General features: G+C 47.8%; 1 protein-coding gene. It reads left to right on the forward strand.

Annotation, left to right across the window (positions count from 1 at the left end):
- Positions 1-2 precede the first annotated feature (2 nt).
- Positions 3-1,019: PLP-dependent aminotransferase family protein (locus R7Q41_RS24425; protein ID WP_318144759.1), on the forward strand; the 1,017-nt coding region annotated here is incomplete at its 3' end.

The following is a 1,019-nucleotide window of genomic DNA, read 5'->3' on the forward strand; positions in this document are numbered from 1 at the left end:
ATGTGGGTGATTTGTGCGTAAAAACAGGCAGCGGTACGCGCCAGCAGTCTGTATTTTTTGCAATAAGGGATAAGATTGTTCGAGGGCTTTGGCCCAAGAACGGCAAGCTACCGTCGACTCGTAAACTGGCACAAGAGTTGAACCTTAGCCGCAACACGGTGATTTCTGCCTACGAACAGTTAGTTGCTGAAGGGTACTTGGTCAGCCAGCGTGGTTCAGGCTTTTTTGTTGCTGTTGAGTTGCCAGAACAATACTTGCCTGAAAAGTTGCCAACTCAAGCTGCCAACCTTCCGTCAGCGGCGTTGGATGTGAATGCCAGTTTCGCGCCCGGTGTACCCGATTTATCGCTTTTTCCAACCGCTTTGTGGCAAAAATATCTCAATCGTCACTTATCCCGTACGTGTCTGCTAGGCAATCAAGACATTCAAGGTAGCTGGGAGCTTCGATGCGCTTTATCGGATTACTTAGCGTCGAGCCGTTCAGTGAACTGCACGCCTAGTCGAATCATCATCACGTCAGGCGCGCAGCAAGCGTTGTGTATCGCCACCATGGCAACATTAACGGCAGGAAGTAGAGTGCTCATGGAACAACCGGGTTATGCGCAGATGCGCAAGTTGATCCTGTTTCAGCAATATCAATTTGAACCGTTATTCGTAAGACAAAAAGTGGGTTTTGATATTGATTCCGTCACGCAAAGTACTGCAGACGCGCTCTATATCACGCCAAGTAACCAATATCCGATGGGGACGACTTTAAACACTGAGCTGCGAGCACAAATCATTGAGTGGGCATCGAACCAAGAGGCTTGGATTCTTCAAGATGACTACGACAGTGAATTCCAATTTGCACATCGTCCATACACCAGTTTGCAAGGGTTAGCCGCACAAATGGGCCGAGACGAGCGAGTGTTATACATCGGTTCTTTTAGTAAAGTCATGTTTAATGGTTTGAGGCTTGGCTATCTCGTTGTGCCTGAATCGCTGGTAGATAAATGTTTGATGGTGAAAGACGCACTTAGT

Origin of the sequence: Vibrio sp. 2096, assembly GCF_033339595.1 — a bacterium.
Taxonomy (GTDB): Bacteria; Pseudomonadota; Gammaproteobacteria; order Enterobacterales; family Vibrionaceae; genus Vibrio; species Vibrio alginolyticus.